At 53.1% G+C, this 22,327-nt stretch carries 20 protein-coding genes; 6 read left to right on the top strand and 14 right to left on the bottom strand.

The window, feature by feature from the left end:
• Window positions 1-32: 32 nt before the first annotated feature.
• The 6 genes from metG to D3P09_RS19865 form a co-directional block, all read right to left on the bottom strand.
• On the bottom strand, window positions 33-2,018 hold the full coding sequence (gene metG, locus D3P09_RS19890) for a methionine--tRNA ligase (RefSeq protein ID WP_120113131.1): 1,986 nt from the start codon (window positions 2,016-2,018) through the stop codon (window positions 33-35).
• Window positions 2,019-2,446: 428 nt separating this feature from the next.
• A complete protein-coding gene (yidD, locus tag D3P09_RS19885) occupies window positions 2,447-2,692 on the bottom strand; it encodes a membrane protein insertion efficiency factor YidD (protein ID WP_207892522.1) in 246 nt (81 codons plus the stop codon).
• 17 nt (window positions 2,693-2,709) lie between these two features.
• The gene (locus D3P09_RS19880; protein ID WP_120113129.1) at window positions 2,710-3,147 is read right to left on the bottom strand and encodes a Fur family transcriptional regulator; all 438 of its coding nucleotides are present in this window, start codon (window positions 3,145-3,147) and stop codon (window positions 2,710-2,712) included.
• A 75-nt stretch (window positions 3,148-3,222) separates the two neighbouring features.
• Entirely contained in the window at window positions 3,223-3,447 is a 225-nt protein-coding gene (locus tag D3P09_RS19875) for a hypothetical protein (RefSeq protein WP_133305033.1), read from the bottom strand.
• 39 nt (window positions 3,448-3,486) lie between these two features.
• A complete protein-coding gene (locus D3P09_RS19870; protein ID WP_120113127.1) occupies window positions 3,487-3,687 on the bottom strand; it encodes a hypothetical protein in 201 nt (66 codons plus the stop codon).
• Between the two features lie 166 nt (window positions 3,688-3,853).
• On the bottom strand, window positions 3,854-4,282 hold the full coding sequence (locus D3P09_RS19865) for an Hsp20/alpha crystallin family protein (protein WP_120113126.1): 429 nt from the start codon (window positions 4,280-4,282) through the stop codon (window positions 3,854-3,856).
• A 132-nt stretch (window positions 4,283-4,414) separates the two neighbouring features.
• On the opposite strand from D3P09_RS19865, the gene D3P09_RS19860 reads away from it, so the two are divergent.
• From D3P09_RS19860 to D3P09_RS19840, 5 genes are read left to right on the top strand one after another with little or no spacing between them, the layout of a single operon-like run.
• Complete coding sequence (locus D3P09_RS19860; protein WP_120113125.1) at window positions 4,415-4,648, top strand: spore germination protein; 234 nt, start codon at window positions 4,415-4,417, stop codon at window positions 4,646-4,648.
• Complete coding sequence (locus D3P09_RS19855; RefSeq protein ID WP_116044940.1) at window positions 4,645-4,845, top strand: spore germination protein GerPB; 201 nt, start codon at window positions 4,645-4,647, stop codon at window positions 4,843-4,845. The genes D3P09_RS19860 and D3P09_RS19855 overlap by 4 nt, the downstream gene beginning before the upstream one ends.
• Before the next feature lie 41 nt (window positions 4,846-4,886).
• Entirely contained in the window at window positions 4,887-5,621 is a 735-nt protein-coding gene (gerPC, locus tag D3P09_RS19850) for a spore germination protein GerPC (protein WP_120113124.1), read from the top strand.
• Window positions 5,622-5,623: 2 nt separating this feature from the next.
• Window positions 5,624-5,848, top strand: a complete 225-nt coding sequence (locus D3P09_RS19845) for a hypothetical protein (protein ID WP_120113123.1) — start codon at window positions 5,624-5,626, stop codon at window positions 5,846-5,848.
• On the top strand, window positions 5,832-6,350 hold the full coding sequence (locus D3P09_RS19840; RefSeq protein ID WP_120113122.1) for a spore germination protein GerPE: 519 nt from the start codon (window positions 5,832-5,834) through the stop codon (window positions 6,348-6,350). The genes D3P09_RS19845 and D3P09_RS19840 overlap by 17 nt, the downstream gene beginning before the upstream one ends.
• 1,173 nt (window positions 6,351-7,523) lie before the next feature.
• Here D3P09_RS19840 and D3P09_RS19830 read toward each other — a convergent pair.
• From D3P09_RS19830 to glgB, 5 genes are all read right to left on the bottom strand, one after another.
• Window positions 7,524-9,485 (bottom strand): glycoside hydrolase family 15 protein, encoded by a 1,962-nt coding sequence (locus D3P09_RS19830; protein WP_120113120.1) that lies wholly within the window; start codon window positions 9,483-9,485, stop codon window positions 7,524-7,526.
• Window positions 9,467-10,930 carry a glycogen synthase GlgA gene (glgA, locus tag D3P09_RS19825; RefSeq protein WP_120113119.1) on the bottom strand — a complete coding sequence of 488 codons (1,464 nt, stop codon included), beginning with the start codon at window positions 10,928-10,930 and terminating at the stop codon, window positions 9,467-9,469. The genes D3P09_RS19830 and glgA overlap by 19 nt, the downstream gene beginning before the upstream one ends.
• A 71-nt stretch (window positions 10,931-11,001) precedes the next feature.
• Window positions 11,002-12,114: a glucose-1-phosphate adenylyltransferase subunit GlgD gene (glgD, locus tag D3P09_RS19820; protein WP_120113118.1), complete on the bottom strand. Its 1,113-nt coding sequence runs from the start codon at window positions 12,112-12,114 to the stop codon at window positions 11,002-11,004.
• Entirely contained in the window at window positions 12,111-13,277 is a 1,167-nt protein-coding gene (locus D3P09_RS19815; RefSeq protein ID WP_120113117.1) for a glucose-1-phosphate adenylyltransferase, read from the bottom strand. Before D3P09_RS19815 ends, glgD begins: the two co-directional genes overlap by 4 nt.
• Before the next feature lie 18 nt (window positions 13,278-13,295).
• On the bottom strand, window positions 13,296-15,203 hold the full coding sequence (gene glgB, locus D3P09_RS19810) for a 1,4-alpha-glucan branching protein GlgB (protein ID WP_120113116.1): 1,908 nt from the start codon (window positions 15,201-15,203) through the stop codon (window positions 13,296-13,298).
• A gap of 688 nt (window positions 15,204-15,891) precedes the next feature.
• Between glgB and D3P09_RS19800 the strand changes: the two genes are divergently transcribed.
• Window positions 15,892-16,788 (top strand): helix-turn-helix domain-containing protein, encoded by an 897-nt coding sequence (locus D3P09_RS19800; RefSeq protein ID WP_120113114.1) that lies wholly within the window; start codon window positions 15,892-15,894, stop codon window positions 16,786-16,788.
• A 9-nt stretch (window positions 16,789-16,797) separates the two neighbouring features.
• On the opposite strand, the gene helD is transcribed toward D3P09_RS19800, so the two are convergent.
• Genes helD through D3P09_RS19785 form a run of 3 tightly spaced genes read right to left on the bottom strand, consistent with a single transcriptional unit; the run spans window position 16,798 to window position 22,269 of the window.
• Window positions 16,798-19,119 (bottom strand): RNA polymerase recycling motor HelD, encoded by a 2,322-nt coding sequence (helD, locus tag D3P09_RS19795; RefSeq protein WP_120113113.1) that lies wholly within the window; start codon window positions 19,117-19,119, stop codon window positions 16,798-16,800.
• The gene (locus D3P09_RS19790; RefSeq protein WP_120113112.1) at window positions 19,103-21,490 is read right to left on the bottom strand and encodes an alpha/beta hydrolase family protein; all 2,388 of its coding nucleotides are present in this window, start codon (window positions 21,488-21,490) and stop codon (window positions 19,103-19,105) included. Before D3P09_RS19790 ends, helD begins: the two co-directional genes overlap by 17 nt.
• The gene (locus D3P09_RS19785) at window positions 21,478-22,269 is read right to left on the bottom strand and encodes an ABC transporter ATP-binding protein (RefSeq protein ID WP_120113111.1); all 792 of its coding nucleotides are present in this window, start codon (window positions 22,267-22,269) and stop codon (window positions 21,478-21,480) included. The genes D3P09_RS19790 and D3P09_RS19785 overlap by 13 nt, the downstream gene beginning before the upstream one ends.
• Window positions 22,270-22,327 lie beyond the last annotated feature (58 nt).

The following is a 22,327-nucleotide window of genomic DNA, read 5'->3' as shown; positions in this document are numbered from 1 at the left end:
CGGAACGACTTTTTCTTATGCGGTCAAGCTTATTATTTCACTACTGCGCCGTTCGGCATGCCGTCCGGCACGGTCGCCAGCGTCAGCTGATCGCCATGGGAAGCGGCCAATATCATGCCCTGAGACATCTCTCCGCGCAGCTTCACCGGCTTCAGATTCGTGACACAGATCACTTTGCGTCCGACAAGCTCCTCCGGCTTATAATACTTCGCAATGCCGGATACGACCTGCCGCTGTTCATAACCCAGATCCAGCTGCAGCTTCAGCAGCTTATCCGCCTTCGGCACCGGCTCCGCAGCCAGCACCTGCGCTACGCGAAGCTCCACCTTGGCGAAATCGTCAATTCCGATCTCTTCTTTATCCGACGGCTGAGGTCCGTCGCTGCTTGCAGGCGCCGCTGCCGCAGCCTCAGGCCCGCTGGAAGCTGCAGCTCCTCCGCTCATGGATGCGGCGATGTAAGCCGCTTCTTCTTCCGTCTCCAGGCGCGGGAAGATCGGCGTGCCTTTGCTCACCGTTGTGCCGCCCGGAATTCTTCCAAAATTGCGCATGCTCTCCCAAGACGTCAGCTCGCCCTCTGTCAAGCCAAGCTGGCGCCACATTTCGCGAGGCGCATGAGTCAGGAACGGCTGCAGCATAATGGAGATCAGGCGCAGCGATTCAGCCAGATGATGCATAACGGAAGCCAGCTCCGAGGATTTGGCTTCATCCTTCGCCAGTGCCCACGGCTGCGTCTCGTCGATATATTTGTTCGTTCTGCTTACGAATTGCCATAGCGAAGCCAGCGCTACGGAGAACTCCATGCGCTCCATCGCATTTTCAACCGACGCAATCGTCTCGCCCGCAAGCTGCTGCAGGCTGGAATCGAACGGCGTAACCGAACCGGCGAACGCAGGCACCTTGCCGTCGAAATATTTGCCGATCATCGCAACGGTACGGTTCAGCAGATTGCCGAGATCATTCGCAAGATCGAAGTTGATGCGCTCGACGAAGTTCTCCGGCGTGAACGCGCCATCCGAGCCGAACGGCACCTCGCGCAGCAGGTAGTAGCGAAGCGCATCCAGTCCGTAGCGGTCGATCAATACGACCGGGTCGACAACTGTGCCTTTGGATTTGGACATCTTGCCTTCCTTCGTCAGTAGCCATCCGTGAGCGAATACCTTCTTCGGCAGCGGGAGGCCCAGCGCCATCAGCATGATCGGCCAGTAGATCGTATGGAAGCGGACAATCTCCTTGCCGACCAGATGAACATCAGCAGGCCAGAATTGATTGTACTTTGCGTCCTTTCCTTCCTCGCCGTAGCCAAGCGCGGTAATATAGTTGGACAAGGCATCGATCCATACGTAGATGACATGCTTGGGATCGCCCGGCACCTTGATGCCCCAATCGAATGTTGTGCGGGATACCGCCAAATCCTCTAGACCCGGCTTGATAAAGTTGTTGATCATCTCATTCTTGCGGGATTCCGGCTGAATGAAGTCCGGATTGTCCTCGTAGTGCTTCAGCAAGCGGTCGGCGTATTTGCTCATCCGGAAGAAATAGCTCTCTTCCTTCACCAGCTCCACCGGCCTGCCGCAATCCGGACAGTTGCCGTTCACTAGCTGGCGCTCCAGGAAAAACGATTCGCAAGGGGTACAGTACCAGCCTTCATACTCGCCCTTGTAGATGTCGTCCTGCTCCAGCAGCTGCTTGAAGATGCGCTCCACCACAACCTTGTGGCGGTCTTCCGTCGTGCGAATGAAATCATCATTCGAAATTTCCAGCTTCGACCACAATTCCTTGATTCCGACTACAATATCGTCGACGAATTGCTGCGGCGTCTTGTCCTTCTCCTTTGCCTTGCGCTCGATCTTCTGGCCATGCTCATCCGTACCGGTCAAGTACCATACATGGTAGCCTCGAAGGCGCTTGTAGCGGGCCATAGCGTCGCCGGCAACTGTCGTATAGGCATGGCCGATATGCAGTTTGTCGCTTGGATAATAAATCGGTGTCGTAATGTAAAACGATTTGTTGTCAGACATCTTCATACTCCTCCTGCCGCCTTCTGGCGTTTGTTCTGAAAAAAAACGCAAAAAACTCCCGTCCAACATGGGACGAGAGCTCATACTCACGTGGTACCACCCAAATTCCGGCTGCGCATCCTTCCGCCTGCCGCACAACCTTGATCAAGGTTAGCGCACAAGCCGCACTGCCGCTTCGTAGGCCGTCTGCCGACGGCAATACCCTTAACGCGGGCGTTACGCCGCTCCCTTACCGGATTCTCCGGCTCGAAAGCAGTGCCTCCCGGACCATCTTCCAGCTTCGCTCCTTGCCGGCTTGCACCTTAATGCCCGGCTCTCTGCATAGGACTCCTCCGCTGTACTCATCCATTCATTGGCATAAAGCTATTTTATAAAATATACCGAATCCAGTCCCCGCCTGTCAAGGCGGCGGCTAACGGACCGCAAGCTTACTTCTCCTTCCGGCCGCCGGCAGCGGGAATCTTCTCCGGAACAGGATCATAACCCCCGGGATGAAAGGGATGGCATCTGCCTATCCGCTTGGCCGCAAGCCACGCTCCCTTCGCCGCCCCGTGCACCTCTATCGCTTCCAGCGCATATGCCGAGCAGGTAGGATAGAACCGGCAAGACGGCGGCTTCAGAGGCGAGATGTACTTGCGGTAGACATGGATCGGCGCTTGCAGCGCTCGCCGCATGATCCGCCTCTCCTGCTTCATGCCTCGCTAGCCGCCGCTTCTTCCTGCTCACAGGACTTGCAATAGCCGAATACTTCGAATTTATGCTTCACAACGCGGAAGTCCGAAGGGACAGCGGTCTGCTCCATCGGACAGAACGTGATCGGATACGTATGCCCGCACTGCAGGCAAATCATATGATGATGGTGATGCTCTTCCCTGCAATGCAGCTTGAACTTCACGCCTTCCTCGAATACAACCTGCTCCAGCACCCCCAGCTCTTCCATGACGCGCAGGTTCCGATAGACCGTATCAAAGCTGAGGCCGGAATAGGTTTTCCCCATATATTCATAGACATCCTTAGGCGACAAGTAACCCGGCGTCTCCGCGAACAGCTTGGCCAGCGTCTTGCGCTGATCCGTAACCCGCAGTCCGCGGGCCGACATTCGCCCGACGATTTCTTCCATTGTATGCATGGCTGAACCTCCGAATTTGAAAGTTTCTATCTACCATAATGCCGAAAAAAAGAGCTCTCGTCAATGAGAGCCCCGTTAACCGTTCACCTTCATATTGATTATAAAGCTGGCGCACATTGCCGCAAACGTCACGATGCTGATGATGCCCATGACCGTCCGCCGGCGCTTCAGCACACCGATTCGGTCTGCTCCCGCTCCTTGCAATTGCCCTTGAGTTACAAATCTGTGCATAAATAAAAAAGTGATGACCGATGCGACAAACAGCATATTTGTGATAAACCAAACTGCAGTCCAGAACAAATTCATACCCCCGGTTCTTCGTCTTATGGCTCTCCCGCTCTAGACATACCATCGGTTCAGCACATACATGAATACGCTGAAGCTGACGATTGCGCCCGCAAAGCAAAACCATCCAAACTTGAACCGCTGCTGAAACATGCGCAGGATTCCCAAACTAAGAAGACCGAATATAAGAAGAATAAAGACGACTCCCAATATAAATAACGAAGGAGACACGTTGCTTACATCAACTAACGACACGACGACACTCCCTTTGCGCCACAGTATGTATATTCCAATTAATCATTATAAGGGATAGCCCGTCCATTATCCAGCAGCCATATTCGCCAAAAAGAATCTATTTCGTGACAAAATAATAGCACAGGCTCCCATCAGAGCCGTTGTCCGCTCCGGTTCACCTGCGCCGCTAGGGCCAATAGATGGAGTGATCGTGATATATCCGGCTAACCGGACGCTTGCGCAGCTTCACATGAAGCGTCCCGTCCCTTACAACAGCCTGGCATATTCGCGGCTTGACCAGCTTCGGCAGCTTCACGATTTCATGCTGATCGCCAGGCAAGCCCTCAATGCGCAGCGCATCCTCCTTCACCTTGATCCGCAGCGACTCCTTGCGGCAGCCGGGAGGCAGCTTATATTTTACGCCGATATACTGTTTGGACTCCGTTGTCTGCGCCGCCTTCGAGCCCGTCATATGTCCGGCGACATCCGGCAGCGCTTTTGTCATCATTCTTCTGACGAATTTCTCGACCCAATCAGGCTCGCGCAGCACCTCGAAGCCGCGGGGCAGCTGCTGTCCTTCCATCCACTTCTCCAGATCGTCCCAGTTCGAAGCCACAGAGCGTCCCTCCTTCCCCGTTCTTTATACCATATGCCGGCGCCCAGCCGCAGGATACTGAAGGCCGAATTCACCTATGGGCGAATGCCGTCATAAGATACGGTATACCAGATGATTGCGGGGAGTGAAGTCATGCCAGCTGTAGTCGGATTTGTCAAAATCGTAAGCGTCGGATCTTCTTCCATCGTCCAGTTCGGAGATGCATTGCAAGTTACGCCGTCCAGCAATACAAAAACGTATGCCGGTTCCGGTTCCTTCCTGACAGGCAGCTTAACGAATTCCAACAACGCCGTCAGCTCCACCAACACCCTTGATCCCGATATTCAGGACAACACCAACGTGCCGAACGGAGCAAACATTGCATGAGCTGGACGATCAATCAGACCATTACAATTCATCAGATACGCGTTGACAGCGTATCGAACAGCTCTGTTCTGCAGATTGGAAGCGCGGGAGCGATCCGCTCCCTCTCCCAGCTGTACAATACAGGCGGGTTCACAGGTCCCGCTCCAATGCTGGAGGAGAATCCGCTCTCATTCGTTCCGCTGCCTAATCCGGCATAGCAGCCAAAAAGCCTGCCGCATGAAGAGAGGAGTTGGAGAGGATGAAGGATGAAAAACAGCTGTCTCCTTGGCAGGCTTGGTCATACGAAGTCATGAAGAGGCTGAAGTCCCAGCAGGAGCGGATTGAGCGGCTGGAATGTACAGTTGACGATTTGTGCAAGCAGTTGAAGCAGCTCGAGACCAAGCCGGCTTACACGGTTGAAAATATTCAATATCATTTTGATCAGCTCAAGGTCGAGAAGCTGGAAGGAACGCTTAACATCGGCATGTCTCTACCGGACAGCGAGGCGTTCGGTGCCGAATCCGGCAACGGAAGCCTAGGGGGCAACGCAGGGAATGGCGGAAACGGCGGCAATGGCGGTTCCGGCAATATTGACCAATTTTCGGTCGGGCAGGGCGGCGGCGGTAATGTTTTTCCGTCAGCGAGCCCCGCTATTACGCCGCCGCCGGAATCTTACAACAATATCTATCGGCGCATCACCCGATTTCTAGATACCGAAGCCCATCAATCGCTGCTCAAGTGCGAGAAGGAGCTCGATTTGCCTCTTGACCCTTATCACCGCCGCATTATATTGGAAGATGTCCGGAAGCAGATGCCTACGCGCATCCAATTTTATTGGCAGATGCAGGCAAAGGATAGTACGGATACGGTCGAACTATACCCCGACCTCATTGCCGATCGCGTCTATGATAAGACGAAGCGCGATGCAGAAAGCGCGATCGACAGCTACATGCGCAGCCTGAAGGCCGGCAATCCCATGAACGGAGGAAGCTGACGATGTTTCATTTTCATGTCACGAACCATTCGCTTGCAGTCGGTCAGATCGACGTGCTCGGCATATCCAGCTCTTCGATGCTGCAGGTTGGCGATACCGATTGCGTAGCGCTGTATTCCATGTTCGATACGCCGCCGGAGTCGGTCATCGTCGGCCCGCTCGCTCCTTTGCCGGAGCCGGAGGGCGCTAGAGAGGCGATCGGTGAAGCCAATGTCAATCCGCGATAATGCTGATGCAGGCACAGAAGAAGTCTGTTCTACGCAGCATAAGACACGCACCTCCCAGATCGGAGCGGTCTGCATCATCAGTGCCGCTACCGCCACCGCCGTCCAGTTCGGCGACCGCTGCAGAACGGACATGCGGCTTAAGGCCCTTGCTGTTCAGCGCAAGGAAGACCACGCCAAGTCCGGCGATGTATACTTCGAATCATACCGCATCTTCTCAAGGCCGGATCCCGTACTAGTCGATCCCGAATTCGAGGCGGGGCGTGTCATTAGGACGAGCAAGACGCATTGCGATCCATGCATACGCGTCGGATTTGTCCGCGTCATCGCCGCGGGCAACTCTTCCAGCATTCACTTCGGGAACGGGCATTGCATTACCGGACAATCTCGCATCAAGCATATCCGGCAATATCCGAAAGAAAGCATCACGAGACCAGGAACCCCAGGCGGACAACAACAGCTGCTTCATAAAGATGAAGATGCAAACCTAAATATTAATTCATAAATTGGGAAGAAAAATGCATTGCGACCGTCCTAAAAGCGAGTAGTTGTGCCTCACGCTGTTGATCGCGTCGAAGGAGCAGAATGACAAAAAATAACGTTGTAGAGCAACGTTATTTTCTTGAAAGCGCCCAATTTGAAAGCGTCCAATATTGAGATTAGTTCGTGCCGCACACCGCCGCTAATTGTAAGAAGTAGCGTCTCTCGGTCATCTACGATGCCATTTGGGAAAATCTCATTATGTGCCCAAAGGAAGTATGAACCGCAAAGCATAAAAAACACAGCTTAGAGAATTTGCGCGGGGCTGTACGTCTTGCTGCAAGCCGTAATACACAGCTAAGAGTGCGTGGGTGGGTGTAACGCCATGCTGCAAGCTTATAAAACACAATTAAGAGCGTGTGCTTGTATTTAGAGCATTCCCGAGTATCTGCAACCCGAGAAACTCGGCTTACAACTTTCCGAGCTGCTCCCCGAGCGACTGCAACCCAAGAAACTCGGCTTACAACAGTTCGAGCTGCTCCCCGAGCAACTGCAACCCGAGAAACTCGGCTTACAACTGTCCGAGTTGCTCCCTGAGCAACTGTAACCCGAGAAACTCGGCTTACAACTGTCCGAGTTGCTCCCCGAGCAACTGCAACCCGAGAAACTCGGCTTACAACTGTCCGAGTCGCTCCCCGAGCAACTGCAACCCGAAAAACTCGGCTTACAACAGTTCGAGCTGCTCCCCGAGCAACTGCAGCCCGAGAAACTCGGCTTACAACTGTCCGAGTTGCTCCCCGAGCAACTGCAACCCGAGAAACTCGAATTAGGACCACGCCTCAGCACCTAAGCAAGATCTGTGTCAAAATAGTTTTTGTTCGTTTTGCAGCCCCCACTCTAGATAAGACTTCAAAAAAGAAGAAGCCTTCAAGTCCGCTCTTGCAGCGGATTTGAAGGCTTTCTTGATTCAACATTCGAGGAAATCTTGATTCATGGCCGGCTTACCCGTTGCTTCCCTAATAGTACAGTCCCAACTGTACTTTCGGCCTTTGCCGAATCAAACGAAGCAAGAAATGTTCGGAGGAAGCGGCAGCGGTCGCCGTTGTTTACCGATTTCCCGCCTTACCTCGGAATTCAACAGACGCTGAACCCTATTACTTGCGCCGTTTTTGGACTGGAACATGGAGATAATAGGTAGCTATCGGGACAGCTTTTGGTACTTCTCCGCATATTTGCATACGCTTTGCACCAGCGTGGCATGCGACCAGGTCAGCGGAGCGACAGACAGCGGCGTGCCGTCATACGGATTCAGCTGCTCCGGCAGCATGCCGCTTGATAGAGCATGACTTGCAACCCATTCCAGCGTCCTGCGCGGCTCTTCCAGCTCCTCCAGCGAGCTTGCGGCGTCAATCTCATAGTTTGCCACCCATAGCGTACAGATGATCCAAGGGTTGCCCGGCACTTTATCTATTTCGCCTGACTGCTGGAAGTAATAATCGTTTGTATACCTTGCGATGCCGCCCACATCCGTCTTGACGCGCAGATCATGCTTGATCGCTTGCATCGTCTGGGCTACCCGGTAATCGTCCACTGGCAATACGCCGAATTCAAACACGCCGAACAGGCTGCTCTCCAGCGTCATATCCTTCACCCAGCGGTTATCCTTCTGAATCAGCCCGCGGGCGAAGCGGCCCGTCTCCTCATCCCATAGATGGGTCAGAATGCCGTGCTTGATCGTCTGCGCGGTACTCTTGTAGTGGTCGCTTCGCTCATAGTCTCCGAACAGATCCGTGAAGAATGCCGCCGCCATCAATCCGCCATAGACGGAAGCCGCCGTATAGGTCCAGATGCCGTACCGCTCCTCCCACAGATCGTAGCTCGGCTTAGGCAAAGACAGCGAATGCTCGATATATTCGCTCAGGAAGGAAGCCGATTTGCGGATCAGGCTGCTGTAGAGCGACTGAGGAAGCTCGATGACGCCATTGCGCGAATAGTCCTTCCAAAGCGCGAACAGGACAAGCGCCGTCTCGTCCTCCTGGATCGGAATCCGCTTGCTTCCCTGGACGATATACGGGTGCCAGCTGGAGCCTACTGTTCCGTCCGGATTGTACTTGTGGTACAAGTAGCCTCCCGGCGCGAGAGCTGTTGCGCAGAAGTGGAAGAACGGCGCAATGACGCTCTGATAGCCCGCCATAGACATAGCGTCCGCAATCAGAGCACCGTCTCTGGGCCACATATAGCTGTAATGGTCCCGGTTGTACTGAAGAATATCCGTATCGTTCGCTGCAAGAATAGCGCCTCTTTCATCTACCTGCGTACGGACAAGCAGCAAACTCTGCTTGAACATCTTGACAACCTTGGCTGGGAGGTCGCCAAGTTCCGTCTCTGATCTGCGCAGCCAGTGGTTCCAATACACCACCATCCGGCTCAGCAGCTTCTCGGGATGGTTCTCGTGCACGTATTGATTAAGCTCTTTCACTTCCTCCAGGTTCCGCCCGATCGACATCCAGTAATAGAATGTCTTCTCCGAATGCCCTTCGACGCGCGAGCGGAAGCTGATCGTGCTGTCCACAGAGCCCTGCGCGATCGTATTGCCCATCAGGACGCCGTCCTCCGCATCGCGCCATGTGCCCTCCGCCGACTGAAACCTCTTGATGCCGGTCGAATATTGCATCATGCCGCCTTCGTCGGAGAAGCCGTTAAACATAAAATAATTGGACCGCTTGTAATGATACAGCGTATGGTTGTCAGGATAATAGACCGCAGTATCGCCCACCTCGGACCCTTCAATCATCAGATCCTGATGAAAAAACAGCCTTACTTCCCTCGCTTCATCCCGTTTGTTGCGCACCAGAACGCGCTTGATATAGATGCATTCCCGCTGGTGGATGCCGTCATTCATATGAAGCTCCACCCCAAGCCTGTCATTGCTGGCGGTAATATTCGTCACAAGCGAATCCTCGATATAATCCAGATCGAAGTTCCATTCCGGCTCATCCAGCCATGAGAATACGCCTTCCACCCAGATTCCCAGACGGCAGTAATGTCCTCCAACATGGTTAAGCTGTCCGACATAGGGATAGTAGATATCGCGTATAAAACAATGCTGATCTAAGTTCAGAAGCAGCTTTCCGTTGCCGATTACAAGATGACGGGCCATGGTTCGTTCTCCTTTCGCTCAGTCAACAGCTGCGCATACAAGCTGGCATAGGCTTTGGCGGAGCTGGCCCAGCTGTAGTCCAAGCGCGCGCCGTTGTCCACGATACGCCTCCAGACCTCCTCCTGCCGGTATAGCGCCAGCGCTCTCTTCACCGTATACAAGAAATCATGCGCATTATAATTGGCAAAGCTGAAGCCATTGCCTTCACCAGTATATTCGTTGTAAGCCTGGACGGTATCCTTTAGCCCGCCCGTTTCCCGTACGATGGGAACAGAGCGGTATCTCAGCGCAATTAATTGGCTTAGTCCGCAAGGCTCGAACTTGGATGGCATTGCGTACAGGTCTGAGGCTGCGTAGATGCGCCTTGCCATCCGATCACTGTAGCCATGCCAGAACACAGCCTTGTCCGGATATCTCCCGGCGGCATCGCGGAACAGCTCTTCATAACGCCATTCGCCGGAGCCCAGCACAACCAGCTGCACATCCTCCTGAAGCAGTTCGTCCAGCGTTGCCGCAATCAGATCGAAGCCCTTCTGCTCCACCAGTCTCGACACGATTCCGATCAACGGAATGTCCGCAGATTGCGGAAGTCCCAGCTCACTCTGAAGATCCACTTTGTTTTTGCGCTTGCGCGGTAGGGAGTTCCGGTAAGGCGTATGCAAGACGGAATCGTTCATCGGGTCGAACAGCTCTTCATCGATCCCATTGACGATACCCGACAGCTCCCCGCTTCGGAAGCGCAGCAATTCATCCAGTCCTTCGCCGTAATAGGCGGTCTGTATTTCTGCAGCATAGGATTCGCTGACGGTCGTCAAGCGATCGCTATAGACGAGGCCGCCTTTCATGCAGCTTGCCGCGCCATGGAATTCCAGCTTTTCCGCCACAAACATGTCATCGCCGGCTCCGGTCAGCTCTTTGATCAGGTCTATGCCGAACAAGCCTTGATACTTCAAATTATGGATGGTAAACACCGATTTCACATAAGCCCATGCGGGATCGAATGCATATCTCGTCCGCAGCAGAAACGGAATAAGGCCCGTCTGCCAGTCATGGCCATGCACGATATCCGGCTTGAAATCCATGTAGCGGGCGGCTTCCATGACCGCATAGCAGAAAAACACAAACCTTTCCGCATCGTCTCCGTATCCATACAGTCCTTTGCGCCTGAAATAATATTCATTGTCAATCAGATAATAGACCACACCGTCAATGACTGCAGTCAGCAGGCCGCAATATTGATTGCGCCATCCGAAGTTGACCTGGAACGCCGCAAGGAATGTGAACTCTGCCGCATACGTATCCGGTATTTCCTCATACTTCGGCATAATGACTCTGACATCCATCCCTCGATCGTTAAGCGCTTTGGGCAGCGCGCCGGCTACATCCGCCAGCCCGCCGGTCTTGGCGAGCGGCACTGCCTCCGAAGTTGCGAACAGCACATTCATCCGATTGAACGCCTCCTATCCGTGCAGCGGGGCCGGACAGCGAACTGTCCGCTCCGGACCCCGCAGCCGCGCTATATGACCCGCTTCTTTCCTGCAAGAAAGGGCATGGCTTCCGTCCCGCGAAGATCGCGATTTTCTTCAACCTGCACATCTTTGTCCAAGATACAGCTTGTCACAAAGCTGTTTTCCCCGATTTTCCCGTTCTGCATAATAATACTGTCTTTGACCAGCGCGCCCTTCTCCACATGCACGCCGCGGAACAATATGCTGTTCAGCACAGTCCCTTCGATGCGGCAGCCGTTGGCAATAAGTGAATTGGATACATGGGAACCTGACGAATAGCGGGCTGGCGGTTCATCCTTGACCTTTGTATAGACCGGTCCCGGCTGGTTGAACAGCTCCTTCCATACCTTTGGCTGCAGCAGAGACATGCTGTGGTCGTAATAGCTGGACAGCGTATTGACTACCCCCAGAAAACCTTCGTACATGTAGCCGTACACCTTAAGCTGTCCCAGCCGCGAGAAGATCGCATGCCGCACCAGATGGTCCTGGCCCTCCGCAAGCGACGTCTCGACCAGCTCCATCAGCAGCTCCTTCCGCATCACGTACATCTCCATCGATACGATATCGCTGAGCATGCGGCCGTAATGATCCTGGATGGAGGTAATCCGTCCGTCCTCCGCCATCTTTACCTTGCGCGCCTTTCCCTGCGATGGCTGGAGCTCGCGCTTGCACACAATCGTGATGTCGGCGTCCTGCTTCAGATGCGAGCTGATAACCTCTTCAAAGTCGACATTGCACACCATATGGCTGCGGGCAATGACGACATACTCCCGCGAGGAGCGCTCGAAGTAATCCCTGTGCTGGTAGAAATGGTACAAGTCTCCCCTGCTGATCTCCTGGATATCATCCGTTGCCGGCGGGAGAATGAACAGCCCGCTCTGCCGGTGCTGGAGATCCCAATGCTTGCCGGAGCCAAGGTGGTCCATCAGCGACCGGTATTTGGTATGCGCGAATACCGCGACTTGGCTAATGCCTGAATTGACCATGCTTGAGAGGGCAAAGTCGATGAGCCGGTATCTTGCGCCGAAAGGCACGGTCGCCAGGCATCGGCTTTGCGTCAGACGCTCCAACTCATCCGCCTCATGGATCAGATTAATGACGCCCAGAACTTTATGCTTCATGTCGGCTCCACCTCCAGCAATTCATGATCGACCGCAACATACTGATCGACCGCAACGACCGTGATCGCATCGTCAGCCGGATCGCCAATTGTCACGCCGGCTTGAATGACGGCTCCTTCGCCGATGATGGCCCTGTGAATCCGCGCCCCTTCCCCGATGCGGACATTCGGCATGATGACCGACTCCGATATATAGCTCTCTCTCTCGGCATGCACGCCGAAGAACAGCACCGAACGATCGACCGTCCCCTCCAGGATGCAGCCCTCCGTAACGAATGAAGACGTCACCTGCGCGGTATTAGTCGTTAATTGGGCAGGCATGTTCGGACTGACGGAGTAGATTCGCCACTTCGGATCATAAAGGCATAGTTGAGGCTCGTCGGCGATCAGGTCCATATTGGCTTCCCAAAGCGATTCGATCGTCCCGACATCCTTCCAGTACCCCTTGAAGGAATAACAATGCAGTCGCAGCCCGTCCCGCATCATCGCCGGAATGACATCCTTGCCGAAGTCGTGGCTAGAGCTGCGGCTCGCTTCATCGTAGATCAAATATTTTTGCAGCGCCTTCCAGGAGAAAATATAGACGCCCATGGATGCGATATTGCTCGTGGGATGCTTGGGCTTCTCTTCGAAAGCCGTAATGCGGTCTTCGTCATCCACATGCATCACGCCGAACCGGCTGGCTTCCTTCCAATCCACCGCGATTCCCGCTATCGTGACATCCGCTTCGCACCGCTTGTGATGCTGAAGCATCAGCTCGTAATCCATCTTGTAGATGTGATCGCCTGATATGACAAGCACATACTCCGGGTTGTATCTCTCGATAAAGGACATATTCTGGTAGATGGCGTTGGCTGTGCCTTTATACCACACCCCGCCCCTCTGTTTCATGTAAGGGGGCAGAATCGTCATGCCGCCGTCTCTGCGGTCAAGCCCCCACGGACTGCCAATGCCGAGATAGCGGTTCAGCTCCAGGGGCTGGTATTGGGTAAGCACCCCGACGGTGTCAATGCCTGAATGGGCGCAATTGCTGAGCGTAAAATCGATAATACGGTATTTGCCGCCAAAATAGACGGCAGGCTTGGCCAAATCTTTGGTCAGCACGCCCAACCTCTTACCTTCGCCTCCTGCAAGCAGCATAGCGATCATTTCCTTACGGCCCATGGACACCAACTCCTTTGGTTAAAATGTGTCCCCCTTGCAAGGTGCAAGCAGCATGAACGTAAAAGGGGGAAGATGAATCGAGATGCTCTGATCTTGGCCATGCCAGCTGGTATTCTCCGCGACATAGCGGTCTGGCTGCCCCAAAGCAGCGGCGCCGAATCCAAAGCCCCCGCTATGAATGCGAAGCCCGTAATCCCCCGGCTCGGGCACGCCGACCCGGTAGTCGCCATAATCGCGACCCGAGAAATTGGCTATGACGACAGAGAAGCTTGATCGTCCGCGACGGATAAAGGATATGACGGATTGCTGCGCATTATGAACATCTATCCACTGGAATCCTTCCGGCTCCGCATCTCTCTCCCATAGAGAAGGCAGGGAGCGGTATTCGTGATTAAGCGCCCGTACATAATCAAGCATAGAACTATGGCTCTCATATCCGAGCAGCATCCAGTCCAGCATATCGCCGTCCTTCCACTCGTCGAATTGTCCCCATTCACCTCCCATAAAGAGTAGTTTTTTGCCGGGATGAGTCATCCAATAGCCATAAAAAAGCCGAAGTTGGGCGAATTTCTCTTCATAGCTCCCCGGCATCTTGTTCAGAAGCGAGCGCTTGCCGTGAACTACTTCATCATGCGACAGCGGCAATACATAATTTTCGGAAAAAGCGTAACATAAGGAGAATGTAATCAGATGATGATGATGCGGCCGTTCATCGGGATGGAGCGACATATAGCGGAGCATGTCATTCATCCAGCCCATATTCCATTTGAAATTGAAGCCGAGTCCCCCTTTATACGTCGGGGAAGTCACAGCAGGCCATGCGGAGGAGTCTTCCGCAAGCATCAGTGCGTCGGGGTAGTAGTGAAACACAACTTCATTCAATCGTTTGAGGAAGCGAAGAGCATCTAAGTTGTCTCTTCCGCCAAGTTCGTTGTAGGTGTGCATGTGAGGCGGCTTATCCATATGCAAATTCAGCATATTGGCGACTGCGTCAACGCGCAGGCCGTCGATGTGGTAAAGGTCCATCCAGTAGAGAGCGCTTGAGATCATGAAGCTGACGACCTCACAGCGCGAGAAGTCGAAGGCAAGCGTGCCCCATAACGGGAGCTCTGCCCGATTCGCATCATAGCCTTCATAGAGAGGCGTCCCGTCGAACAGCCGCAGTCCGTGATCATCCTTGCAGAAGTGCCCGGGCACAAAGTCCAGAATAACGCCAAGACCGTGCCGGTGACAGGCATCCACAAAGCTCATCAAGCCCTTAGGCTTTCCATAGCGGCTTGTTGCGCTGTAGAAGCCCGTAATCTGATAGCCCCAGGATTGGTCGAGAGGATGCTCGGAGAGCGGCATCAGCTCAATATGCGTATAGCCCAGCCCCGAGACATAGGGAACCAGCTCAGCAGCCAATTCCTCGTATGTATAAAAATGTTCTTTCCCTTTAATCTTCCACGAGCCCGCATGGGCTTCATAGATGAGAAGCGGCCTTGAATATGGCGTATGGCGCTTCTTATCCTGCAGCCAAGCACTGTCGTTCCATCTGTAACTTTGCAGATCAGTCACGATCGATGCCGTTCCCGGACGAAGCTCCGTGAGAAAGGCGTACGGATCGGCTTTCCTGAGGGGCACGCCCTCTTGCGTCACCAATTCGTATTTGTACAGCTCTCCTTCCTTCAGATGAGGAATGAACAGTGTATACACGCCTGTCGTACCGATCTGGCCCATGCAGTGACCGCTGCCCTCCCAGCCGTTAAAGCCGCCGATAACGCGGACCTCACTGGCATTCGGAGCCCATACCGCAAACCTGACGCCGGATACGCCCTCCCTTTCGGTCAGATGCGCTCCCATAAACCGATAGCTGTGATAAGACGAGCCTTGGTTGAACAAATAAACGTCTTGTTCGGACAAGCCTGCAAGTGTCGCTTCTGCCATGCGCAGCTTCACCTCCGCCGGAAAAAGGATTTACGCTCATTATACATGCTGCCGTGAAAAGAGAATAGTCTGTTTTCATAAAATATAACCAAAAAGAGAAGGTATATGTCACAATACCTCACTTTTCGACGTAATTTTAATGAAATCTTTACTTTACACCATATTCATTACCCGTTGGATGTAGTAGTGTTTCGAACAGTATCCTTTCGAAACGGCTTCTTCATCGCAATTGACCCACTTACATTCGATAGATTTCTTCACACGGCGAGGCCTAACCATGTTAGGATCCCCGTGTCTTAACATCCGTTGATGATGCATGGCGCAAAGCCCCTTCGCTTTCACCGGTTTTATGCATCCCTCAATGCTGCAGCTATTCACCCGATGTTCCTCCCTGTTGTATGCAATGCTTGTCTGGTATTGCGACATCGCTGCTTAGCGGCTCGAAATTAATATTAGCTGGAAATGTGAGCAGAATAAAGCTGTCTGTAGTCCCGTTATAAGGGATTAAGACTATCCAAGACCCCACATGCTATTCGTAGGCTCCATTTGGTCGCTGAAGTTTAAATAATTAAACCTATTTTTACCTTATCGTTCGAGCTGCCTGCGCCCTTCTTGTGAACCATTAAGCGTTAACCTATACTTTAGTTCAATTATATACGAGAATCTGGTAATTAGAGGGGGGTTATATTTGTCCGTTCACCAACACCTGTTTCATTTATTGAATCAGCCGATGCTCATCATGAAGGAATATGACGGAATCGTTCGAATAGAAGATGCCAATGAAGCATTCATGAATCTGTCGGGATATTCACTTGCCCATATTCTCGCGACGAAGAGCCAATACTTGAGAAGCCAATACCGCATCGACCTGAGCAAACGAATCGTAAAGCGCGAAATCAAGATGCGGACCAAGCGCAGGAGCGAGCTGGCAGTAAGAATTGAACAAATTCCGCTTCCCGCACAGCCGGATGACGCTTGGACTCGGGCTTTTCTCATCTTTGAGGATTTGACGGCATACAAGTGGATAGACCGTCAGCCGGAGAGGGGCAAGGTGCTCATAAGCGGCATCGTCGACAAGCATCTGCATATCCGTTTTCTGCGCGACAATTTAGGCCCGCACATGTTCGAGCCCGACTCCACGATGGAGGATGAGACCCTCCTTCAATTCATTGCCGAAAATGAGCGTCCGCGAATGTTGGAGCTTCTTCAGGAAACCTCCCGCTTGCACAAGGAGCAGAACGTTACGATCCATACAAGCAAATTAGGCGGGGTCGAGCTGGAGCTGGAGCTTACTTATTGTCCCGTGCTGGACGGTTATGGCAATTGCCGCGAGCTCGCTTTTGTCGTATGGGATTTTCATCCTGCCGATGAGCAGATTGTCGATTCCGCCACAAAGCTTAAGATATGGATGGCCAAGCGTGACATGTCGGCAGGGCAGCTCGCATCGGCGACCGGCATCTCCCTGCAGACCATATCGAAGCTTAGAAACGGAAAAATCGAAAAGCCCCAGAGGCTTACAGCAGAGCTGATCGCCTCGGAGCTTGGAGTTGAGGTTCATCATATATGGCCTTCAATCCGCAAATAAGCATCCCCGCTACTGGAGGAACGGAGTCAGCTGCCCATAATAGCACAGATGAAGCTCATGCATCGCGCGGGTACACGCGGTGTAGAACAGCTTTCTCTCTTCCTCGCGGGAATAAGCGCCCTCTGACGCATCGCTGATAATAACGCCGTCGAATTCTACGCCCTTCGCCAAATAGGAAGGAATGATGACATTCCCCTTCTCGAAGGTTACCGTTTCTTTCTCAATCAGCCTCAATCCCGGATAGATCGGCGCCAATTGCTCACTGATTGCCTTGGCTTCCTCGGCAGTCTTGCATATGACGGCTACCGATTCGTATCCCGCCTTCTCCATCATGCGCAGCCGCTCGGCAATGGCAGCCGGCAGTTCCTTACGGGAAGCCGCTTGCGTCAGCGTCGGTTCTGCCCCATTGCGGTTGAACGGCTCAATTCGCTCGCCGCCATCGATAATCCGGCTTGCAAACTCCACGATCTGCCTGGTTGACCGGTAGCTGCGGTACAGCGTGATACGCTCTGTCTCGCCCGCCTCGAACAAGGAGCTAAGCGAATGGAATATCTCGCCAGTGCCGGAATGGGCGAATATCGATTGATTGAAGTCACCCAGCAGCGTAAATTTGCTGTTCGGGAACAATCGTTTTAAGTACTGGTATTGAAACTCCGAATAGTCCTGCGCTTCGTCGATGAACAGATGCCTGACTGTCGTATGCGTATGGAAGCCTTCCAGCTTTTCTTTCAAATAAGCATAAGGCGTCGCATCCTCGTAGGGCATAACTCCCTCTTCAAGCTTATCGAGCGTAATTTCGCTAATTCGCCTCCATTCACTGGAGTTACTCTCATATCCCTTCACAACAGCCGCATTAGGGCGGTATAACGCCTTATAGATAGCCGGAACATCGAGGAATGCCCCTTGCTTCACACGGCGGCGCAGCTTTTTGAACTTCTCCTGCACGACCTTTGCTGCCAAATATCCCCGTTCCGAATCGAAGTCATTATAGGAATGCTCGCTGAATTTATTTTTTTTGCTCAGTTCTTCATAAGCCTGCGCATAGCTTTCATTATCGAGCAGCTCAATGGCTTCATCTACCCATTTTTTCTTTTGCTCCAGCTTCGCAAGCTCCGTCAATTCCTTCAGCAGCCATCTGATCAGCGAACGGAGACGGTTCGGAATCGAGACGGAACGGTCCAGCCCATAAAATTTCTCTTCGATCGTTTTGCCGCTTATGAGCTTCTCTCCCCGGAACACAATCGACTTGAAGCGAAGTCCGGATTCACCCAGTTGCTCGACATACCGGTCCATAAGCTCCATATAGCCCGCTTTCGACTTAAGCGCTATACCGTTCAGACGTGCGGCATAATCCGGATCATCCATTGCGGTCAGCGAATATTCCATCTGGGTGAATGGATCCTCAACCGCAAAATCCTTGCCGATCCGATGCTCCAAATATTGCTGATACGTCGTCTGATTCATGTTCTGCTCGCCCAGCTCCGGCAATACTGTCGATACATAGCTGTTGAACATGGGATTGGGGGAGAACAGAACAATTTGATCCGCTGTCAGCACGCCTCTATATCGATAGAGCAAGTAAGCAACGCGCTGCAGAGCCGCCGAAGTCTTCCCGCTTCCCGCCGCGCCCTGCACGATCAGCAGTCTGGCTCGCTCGTTGCGGATAATGGCATTTTGCTCCTGCTGTATGGTAGCGACAATAGATTTCATCGCCGCATCGGAACCTTTGCCCAGCACTTCCTGCAACAGCTCGTCGCCAATCGTCACGCCTGTATCGAACATGCTCCGGATTTTTCCGTCGCGAATGATATATTGCCGCTTCAGCGTCATCTCGCCGTGTACCGTTCCCGCAGGTGTCTCATACGAGACCGGTCCCGGACCGTAATCGTAGTATACGCTGGATACCGGCGCCCGCCAGTCGTAGATCAGGTATTCCTCGCCGGAATCATCCAGCAGCGATCCGACCCCCAAATAAATGACGTCTGGCTTCGCGCCAGAATCAGCCTCATCGATGAGATCAATGCGGCCAAAGTAAGGCGTGTTTTTTAGTCGTTCCAGTGTGGAGAGTTGCTCGGTCATATGACGGTGGCTTCTCTCCCGCTCCGACAGCAGTTCGGCTTGCTGCTTCATGCTGGCATAGGTTTCCGCTGTTTCGGCGGAGTCCTCGAAGTTCACCGTTACATCGTCCCAGAAATCGCGCCGAATATTGACGATCTCTCCCCGTATCCCGCCAGTGCGTTCCCTTAAACCATTTATTCGATCGCGAATCAATCCCGTCAGGCGATCTACGCGAGCTTGTTCATCTATCCGTTCATTATCGATATTCGACATATGAACCTCCTTTAGGCAAAAATCCGATATCGTCGAGCATGACTTTGCCCCGTTCGCTTTGAAAGCGGAACTGAATTCCGCTAATGTCTTGCGGAGCTAGCGGCTCGGCCTCCTCATCCGTCTCGCCTTCCGCCGGGCCAAATAGCTCGATCGGAATAATAAACGTTTGATAGACGGCTTCGACCGGATTTCGGTACTTGTTGTTTTTAATTCTCTCTTCCAGGAAGCCCATCTTCAAAAATGATGTGTATGCGGGCTCAGGCACACTCATGAATTGTTCAAGCTCAACCGACAGCTCTTCGCCTGAATCGGTCGTCAGTACAATCTCAATGCTAGGCAGAGGCGGAAGCGGCGGCACTTCAGCACCCTCGGCTGAATTAGCGGGATCGTCATTGTGGTTCGATGCCTCGTCCCCCGCGTCTGAGGGCTGTTCATCGCTTTCGGATTCCTCTGTTACTAAATCCCATTCCAGATTCAGCAAGGAGAACACCAAGCTGCCTTCCTCCACTTTCTCCAGCTCGCTCGCTGCGGCAGCGGACAGCTCCAGCTCGTAGACGGCGCCCGGCTCTTCCCATTGAAGAGACATGCCTGACGTGCCTTTTGTATTGCCGTCACGGTCCTTAGGCTTCTCCTTCTCTCCAGCAACCATCCCTTCATATGCGGTTTGGCTGAGCAGCCGGTTGTAGGCGTCAAAATGGACGATCCTTACGAAATCAGCGCTCTCGTACCGGCTCACATATTCCGTTTGCGGCAGCCACTGAAGGCCCGAGCGGTAATCCTGAAACAACGCTTTGTATTCAACCCGCTCATGCAAGGTCGCCTCGAGGAACGCGGAAACAAACACCTTTGCCACCTGGCGCTGATCCTCCGGATTCATGAGGTCTTCCCTGTTCAGAAACAAGCCGCCGGGCAGGCGCTCATCCATCGTTCCCCAATCGGTATTAAATTGGCTGTGATTGGCATGAGCAAGGTACAGCTGGGCCTTGAAGCGGTCCGCTTCCCCGCTGAACGTCACACGGCTGTATTGGCGCTCGCCATAGAAATTATTCACATCGGCGTCTTTGGCTCCCTGAATCGTGAAATAATTGATATCCCGGAGCTGAGCCGATTGATCATCTACCTTTTTGTCTGTTGGCGCAATAGCGATGACAGATTGAATCCCCACATCGCGGATGCTGTCCAGCGTTGTATCGTCTGCAAACCAACGGTCGGCATCTGCGGCGATCGCCACTGCCTGCCCACCGCGGGAATGGCCAACTAGAGCGATCTTCTCCCAATCAACCTTATTCGCAAACGGAGTATCCTCTCTGTCCGACATCATCTGGATCTGCTGCAGATGCTTCAGCAGCAGCCATCCCCTTATCTTCATGTCGTCGTTGGGAAGACTGGACCAGACCGAGTAATTCATGTAGTTGGCGTCCACCGATACGGCAATCATGCCGCGGCTCGCCAGCAGCTCGCCCAGATAGGCATAGCCGCCATCTGAAAAATACTCCATTAAATGATTGCCATGTACAATCATGACAAGCGGAAACGGCCCCTCGCCCTCCGGCATCCATACTCGGCCGTTGAGCGGAAGCTCATGTTGATCGAAGCCCCAAAACATCGTTTTCAGCTTAGACCAGCTTATAATATAATCCGATGCGTCAATCGTATCCGTCACGACATCGACATCCTTGCCGAATAGGTCGCGATGCTTATCCTTGCCGCTGCCGTAGCTGAACGTCTTTATACTGTAAGCTCCATGCTCGCCCGGATTGTCCGCGTCGATATGAGCGGGTTCAAGGGAAGGCTCATTGCGATCCTGCATGGCTGCATCGACGCGTTCGGGCTGCCTTGCCGGCGCAGGCCAATCCGAGTATGCCGGCACTGCCGCAATCAGAACAGCGGAAGCAATGGCCAGAGCAGCTTTGGCAACAGGCGGCAGCTTCAAGCCAAGCACAAAGCCGAACAGCAGTCCGACGAGCAGTCCCGCCAGCGAATAAGCTGCTCCGAACAAGATAGAAATAATTGTGCCGAGCTCGGTAAAATAAAGGACAATCGCGCTCTGTGCCGCTGTATAAAGCACGTATGCCGCCAGCCTGCGGGGAAGCGGCACATATAGATAAGCCAGCAGCGACGATACGATAAACCCGAGCAGCAGCATGAGGAGCGCATTTGCCGCCACAAATAGAATGATGTCGACCCATACGCCAAGTCCTGTCGGCATGCCAAGTACTGCCAGAGATATGGATACAGAGCTGAACAGCATTAAGATCATGCCGGCAAACCAAGTGGCAAAACCTTCCCGCTTCAGCCGAAGGGCATGGCGGGATTTGAACCAATTCGCCGCTTTGCGAGCGCGCGAACGCGGCTCGATTATACGTTCCATGCGTCACCCTTGACCGAAAGCCAGTATCGTCCGTATTGATTCTCGATTTGAACCGGGACGTCGAAGAACGTCCCCATCCGATCGGAGGTCATCAGGTTTTCCGTTGAATCCGAAGCGTACACACGGCCTTGTTTCAGCAGCAGCGTTTTGGTAAAGCACGGCAAAATCTCTTCCACATGATGCGTAACATAGATGAGCGTAGGCGCATCCTCTTGCTTGGTTATAGCGTCAATCATGGACAGCAGGCTTTCTCTTGCAAATATATCAAGACCTGTACAAGGCTCATCCAGAATAAGCAGCTTCGGCGAATTCATCAATGCTCTCGCTATGAGAATCCGCTGACGCTCGCCTTGTGAGAGCGTATCATACGTTCGTCCGGCAAAGGATAAGCAGCCCAGTGACTCCATGAGCGAGCGGGCGCGTTCCATATCTTCCTCCTCCAGCTTATCGTATACGCCGATGGTGGAGAACTTGCCGCTTAGCACAATTTCAAGCGCCGTCTGGCTGCCGTACAGCTTCTGTTGAAGAGATGTGCTGACCCAGCCTATGCTTTTGCGCAGCTCGCGCAAATCATATTCGCCAAAAGTATGGCCCATGACGCTAATTTTTCCGCTTGTAGGCCATATGTATCCGTTGATCATATTTAATAATGTCGTTTTCCCCGAACCGTTCAGTCCCAGCAAGCAGCAATGCTCGCGCTCGCCTACCTGCCAGCTTACATCCTTCAAGATCGTATCATCGCCGCGCTCCCAAGTCACATGAGATATATCGATAATCATCGTTTTCCCCTCCGCTTCTCTTTCTATAGCAAATGGACATCTATTCTATCATACACCG

The sequence above is a fragment of the Paenibacillus pinisoli genome, assembly GCF_003605435.1.
GTDB classification, from domain to species: Bacteria; Bacillota; Bacilli; order Paenibacillales; family Paenibacillaceae; genus Pristimantibacillus; species Pristimantibacillus pinisoli.
The sequence above is the reverse complement of the archived record's forward strand: the minus strand, read 5'-3'. Positions and strand labels throughout refer to the sequence as shown.

Bases quoted from the DNA above. Each gene is read 5' to 3' on its own strand.
- metG (WP_120113131.1), bottom strand. From the start codon at position 2,018: ATGTCTGACAACAAATCGTTTTACATTACGACACCGATTTATTATCCA.
- yidD (WP_207892522.1), bottom strand. From the start codon at position 2,692: ATGCGGCGAGCGCTGCAAGCGCCGATCCATGTCTACCGCAAGTACATC.
- D3P09_RS19880 (WP_120113129.1), bottom strand. From the start codon at position 3,147: ATGCATACAATGGAAGAAATCGTCGGGCGAATGTCGGCCCGCGGACTG.
- D3P09_RS19860 (WP_120113125.1), top strand. From the start codon at position 4,415: ATGCCAGCTGTAGTCGGATTTGTCAAAATCGTAAGCGTCGGATCTTCT.
- D3P09_RS19855 (WP_116044940.1), top strand. From the start codon at position 4,645: ATGAGCTGGACGATCAATCAGACCATTACAATTCATCAGATACGCGTT.
- gerPC (WP_120113124.1), top strand. From the start codon at position 4,887: ATGAAGGATGAAAAACAGCTGTCTCCTTGGCAGGCTTGGTCATACGAA.
- D3P09_RS19845 (WP_120113123.1), top strand. From the start codon at position 5,624: ATGTTTCATTTTCATGTCACGAACCATTCGCTTGCAGTCGGTCAGATC.
- D3P09_RS19840 (WP_120113122.1), top strand. From the start codon at position 5,832: ATGTCAATCCGCGATAATGCTGATGCAGGCACAGAAGAAGTCTGTTCT.
- D3P09_RS19830 (WP_120113120.1), bottom strand. From the start codon at position 9,485: ATGGCCCGTCATCTTGTAATCGGCAACGGAAAGCTGCTTCTGAACTTA.
- glgA (WP_120113119.1), bottom strand. From the start codon at position 10,930: ATGAATGTGCTGTTCGCAACTTCGGAGGCAGTGCCGCTCGCCAAGACC.
- glgD (WP_120113118.1), bottom strand. From the start codon at position 12,114: ATGAAGCATAAAGTTCTGGGCGTCATTAATCTGATCCATGAGGCGGAT.
- D3P09_RS19815 (WP_120113117.1), bottom strand. From the start codon at position 13,277: ATGGGCCGTAAGGAAATGATCGCTATGCTGCTTGCAGGAGGCGAAGGT.
- glgB (WP_120113116.1), bottom strand. From the start codon at position 15,203: ATGGCAGAAGCGACACTTGCAGGCTTGTCCGAACAAGACGTTTATTTG.
- helD (WP_120113113.1), bottom strand. From the start codon at position 19,119: ATGTCGAATATCGATAATGAACGGATAGATGAACAAGCTCGCGTAGAT.
- D3P09_RS19790 (WP_120113112.1), bottom strand. From the start codon at position 21,490: ATGGAACGTATAATCGAGCCGCGTTCGCGCGCTCGCAAAGCGGCGAAT.
- D3P09_RS19785 (WP_120113111.1), bottom strand. From the start codon at position 22,269: ATGATTATCGATATATCTCATGTGACTTGGGAGCGCGGCGATGATACG.